Source organism: Pengzhenrongella sp., assembly GCF_036565025.1.
Lineage (GTDB): Bacteria > Actinomycetota > Actinomycetes > Actinomycetales > Cellulomonadaceae > Pengzhenrongella.
Window position 1 is genome coordinate 1 of record NZ_DATCNW010000080.1, and the last position, 4232, is coordinate 4232.

Annotated in this window: 4 protein-coding genes; 2 read left to right on the plus strand and 2 right to left on the minus strand. The window is 76.3% G+C overall.

What is annotated here, in order from left to right:
• The first annotated feature begins 191 nt into the window (after window positions 1-191).
• Together tmk and VIM26_RS04180 are read left to right on the plus strand one after the other, a co-directional pair.
• Window positions 192-863: a dTMP kinase gene (gene tmk, locus VIM26_RS04175; RefSeq protein WP_414696440.1), complete on the plus strand. Its 672-nt coding sequence runs from the start codon at window positions 192-194 to the stop codon at window positions 861-863.
• On the plus strand, window positions 860-1996 hold the full coding sequence (locus tag VIM26_RS04180; RefSeq protein ID WP_331949088.1) for a DNA polymerase III subunit delta': 1137 nt from the start codon (window positions 860-862) through the stop codon (window positions 1994-1996). Before tmk ends, VIM26_RS04180 begins: the two co-directional genes overlap by 4 nt.
• A gap of 86 nt (window positions 1997-2082) precedes the next feature.
• Here VIM26_RS04180 and VIM26_RS04185 read toward each other — a convergent pair whose 3' ends face one another.
• Together VIM26_RS04185 and VIM26_RS04190 are read right to left on the minus strand one after the other, a co-directional pair.
• A complete protein-coding gene (locus VIM26_RS04185; RefSeq protein WP_331949090.1) occupies window positions 2083-4044 on the minus strand; it encodes a response regulator in 1962 nt (653 codons plus the stop codon).
• The coding region (locus VIM26_RS04190; RefSeq protein WP_331949091.1) for a hypothetical protein at window positions 4041-4232 on the minus strand (192 nt) is incomplete at its 5' end. The genes VIM26_RS04190 and VIM26_RS04185, both read right to left, overlap by 4 nt.

Below are 4232 nucleotides of genomic sequence, written 5' to 3' on the forward strand. Positions count from 1 at the left end.
CCCATCGAGCGGAGCAGCGCGGCCTTCTCCTGCGCGTCGCGCTCCTCGGTGGCGGCCGCCCGCCATCGCCCGCCGCCGCCCGCCATCGCCGGCCGCCGCCCGCCATCGCCCGCCACCGACCGCATTCGCCCGCCACCGACCACCGCCGCCCGCCGCCGCCGGCGCGGAGCTCGTCGGCGGCTCCGGATACCCTGACCCACGTGAGCTCCCAGTCGCGCCCCGGTTTCTTCCTCTCCTTCGAGGGAGGCGAGGGCGTCGGCAAGTCCACGCAGTCGCGGCTGCTCGGCGAGTGGCTGCGCGACGTGGTCGGCCGCGAGGTCGTGCTCACCCGCGAGCCCGGCGGCACCACGCTCGGTATCGAGCTGCGCAACGCCGTCCTGCACGGCGAGGACATCGACCCGCGGACCGAGGCGCTGCTGTACGCGACCGACCGCGCGCACCACGTGCACTCGCTGATCCGCCCGGCCCTCGAGCGGGGCGCCGTGGTGATCACCGACCGCTACCTCGACTCGTCGGTCGCCTACCAGGGCAACGGGCGCGACCTGGGTGCCGACGAGGTCGAGCGGCTCTCGCTGTGGGCCACCGAGAGCCTGTTGCCCCAGCTCACCGTGCTCCTGGACCTCGATCCGCGGATCGGGCTCACCCGCCTCACGGGCGATCCGGACCGCCTCGAGCGGGCCGGTGACGAGTTCCACCTGCGGATCCGCGACGCGTTCCTCGCCCGCGCGCGCCTCGACCGCGAGCGTTGGCTCGTCGTGGACGCCTCGCGCAGCGCCGAGGAGATCCAGGCGGACATCCGCGTGCGGGTCGCCGCCGAGCTCGGCATCACCTCCTCCGATGCGCAGGGTGCGGCCACCGCATGAGCGTCTGGGACGACGTCGTCGGGCAGGAGACCGCGGTCGAGGTGCTGCGTGCGGCCGTCGCCGACCCGGCCGCGATGACGCACGCCTGGCTCATCACCGGGCCGCCCGGGTCGGGTCGGTCCAACGCCGCGCGGGCATTCGCCGCCGCGCTGCAGTGCGCCGAGGGCGGCTGCGGGCACTGCTCCGCGTGCACGACGGCGCTCGCCGGCACCCATGCGGACATCACCGTCGTGGCGACCGAGCTGGTCAGCATCAAGATCGAGGAGACCCGCTCGCTGGTCTCCCTCGCGCAGCGCGCACCCGCGGGTGGACGCTGGCGCGTGATCCTGATCGAGGACGCCGACCGGATGTCCGAGCGCACCTCGAACGTGCTGCTCAAGGCGATCGAGGAGCCGCCGCCGCGCACCGTCTGGCTGTTGTGTGCGCCGAGCCCGCAGGACGTCGTCGTGACGATCCGCTCCCGCTCCCGCTCCCTCGCGCTGCGAGTGCCGCCGGTCGAGGCGGTCGCGGCCCTGCTGGTTTCCCGCGACGGCGTCGACCCGCAGGTCGCGGCCACCGCCGCCCGCGCGGCGCAGAGCCACATCGGCATCGCGCGGCGCCTGGCCCGCGACCCCGAGGCCCGCGAGCGGCGCGCGCGGGTGCTCACGATCCCGGGGGCGATCCGCGGGGTGGGCGACGCGGTGCTCGCGGCCGGCCGACTGGTCGAGGTCGCGCAGGCCGAGGCGGCGGCCGCCACCGAGGAGCGCGACGCGCAGGAGAAGGCCGCGCTGCTCCGCTCGATGGGTGCCGAGGGGGCCGCGACGCTCCCGCCGAGCCTGCGCGCGCAGGTCACCCAGCTCGAGAAGGACCAGAAGCGCCGCGCGACCCGCGCCCAGCGCGACGGGCTCGACCGCTCGATGATCGATCTGCTCTCGCTGTACCGGGACGTGCTCGTCGTGCAGCTCGGGGCGGACGTCGAGCTGATCAACACGACGCTGGACGAGCAGGTCCGGACCCTTGCCGAGGCCAGCACGCCCGAGCAGACCCTGCGCCGGATGGACGCGATCGGCGAGACGCGCACGCGGCTTGCGGGAAACGTCGCCCCCCTGCTCGCCATGGAGGCGATGACGATCGCGCTGCGGCCGCAGGGCTGAGCCCAGGCCCACGGGCCGACTTCGCGCGGCTCAAGGGCTCGGCGGTCCGGGCGGCGCGACGAGACTGAGCCGGAGCGGCCGAGAGCTCAGCGCGACGGCCCCGCGCCCGCGCCCGGTCCGCGGTCGTCCGTGTCGCGCACGTGCACGGTGAACCGGGCGCCGCCCTCGGCCGCCACCCCCACCCCGATCTCCCCGCCGAGGCGCTGCACGAGCCCCTGCACGAGCGACAGGCCGATGCCGACCCCGCCCGGACGGTCGTCCCGGTACCGCTCGCCGAGCACGCCCGCCTCGAACGCGACGGCGTGGTCCGCGACCGCGAGGCCGGGCCCGCCGTCGCGCACCTGCACGACGGCGCGCGTCCCGAACGGGTCCCCGGGCGCCGGGCCACGCAGCGCGAGGACGACGGGCGCACCCGGTGGGGTCGCGCGCAGGGCGTTCTCGGCCAGGCCGTCGATCACCTGACGAAGCCTCGCGGCGTCCGTGCGGACCACGAGCGGTCCCGCCGGTCGTTCGACGCGCAGGTCGACGCCGCGCTGCGCCGCGCGGGTGCGCCAGACCGTCGCGGCGTCGTCGAGCAGGCGGGACAGGTCCGTGGCGGCGAGGTCCAGCCGGAAGTCGACTGCGCCGAGCCGCGCGAGGTCGAGCAGGTCGCGGACCAGCCGTTCGAGCCGCTGGGACTCGGCGAGCACCACCGCGCCGGCCCGCGCCGCCTCCTCCCCCGTGACCACGCCGTCCGCGATGGACTCCGCGAAGCCGCGCACCGCGGTGAGGGGGGTCCGCAGCTCGTGCGAGACCGAGAGCAGGAACGCGCGCTGGCGGCTCTCGCTGTGCTGGAGGGCGTCGGCGAGGTCGTTCAGGCTCGCGGCGACGTCGGCGATCTCGGGCGGGCCCTCGACCGGCACCCGGACGTCGCGGCGCCCGGCGCCCATGGCGCGCGCGACGTCGGCGGTGCGGCGCAGCGGGCGGGTCAGCACGCTCGCCATCGCACCGCCGGCGGCCGCGCCGACGACGAGCCCGACACCGACCGACATCAGCAGCGAGCGGGCAACGAGTGGTCGGCGCGCGACCGCGCGGGCACGCCGCAACGGGCGCTGCGCCGGCGTGCGGTCGAGGTTCGCCGCGTGGGAGGTGGCCGTCTCGACCCGGTCGGCGGCGGCCAGGGACCGGGCCGTCGCCACGCTTGCGAGCAGCGCCGCGACCAGCGCGACGCCCATGCACAGCAGGGTGATCCGGGTCGTCACGGACATCCGGCCGCGGGCCGCGGCGTTCACGGTGCCTCGGCCCGCCCGTCGATCGGCAGGTCGTCCTGGTCGCGCCCCGGTGCCGTCGCTGCCGGTCTCGCCGCCGTTGCCGCCGTTCTTGTCTCCGAGCTCGTCGGCCGCGTAGCCGACGCCGCGCACGGTCCGGATCGGGCACCCCGCGCCGAGCTTGGCGCGCAGCTGGGACACGTGCACGTCGACCGTCCGGCTGCCCGCCGTCGAGCTGTACCCCCACACCGAGGCGAGCAGCTCCTCGCGCTGCCACACCCGGCCGGGCTGGGCGAGCAGGTGCGCGAGCAGGTCGAACTCGGTCGCGGTCAGCGCCACCTCGGCGCCGGCGTTCCACGCGCGACGCCTCGTCAGGTCGAGCACGACCGCGCCGAGGGCTCGTCGCGACCCGGCGTCGTCGTCGGGCTGCGAGCGGCGCAGCACCGCCCGGACCCGTGCCACGAGCTCGCGCGGGCTGAACGGCTTGGTGACGTAGTCGTCGGCGCCGAGCTCGAGGCCGAGGATGCGGTCGATCTCGTCGTCGCGCGCGGTCACGAACAGCACCGGCGTACGGTCGCCGGCCGCGCGCAGCCGGCGGCACACCTCGATCCCGTCCGTCCCCGGCAGCCCGATGTCGAGCACGACGGCGACCGGGCGGTGCGCCTGGATGGCCTGCAGCGCGGTCGTCCCGTCGCCGTAGGTCTCCACCCCGAACCCGTCGCGGCTGAGGTACAGGCGCAGCAGGCTCGCGACGGCGGGGTCGTCCTCGGCGACCACGACCAGGCCTCTCGCGGTGCTCACCCGGTCGCGTCCCCGGCCATGTCCGTCCCCACCTCGTGCTCCAGCGCCTCGGTGTCGCCCAGCGCAGCGGTCAGCTCGTCGAGGTCATCCTTGCTGATCGGGGTCGCGGCGGGCGAGTCCCCGTCGGGCGCGGCCGACGTCGGGCCGGACGTCGCCCCCGAGGTCGCGTCCGATCCGGTGCCCGACGT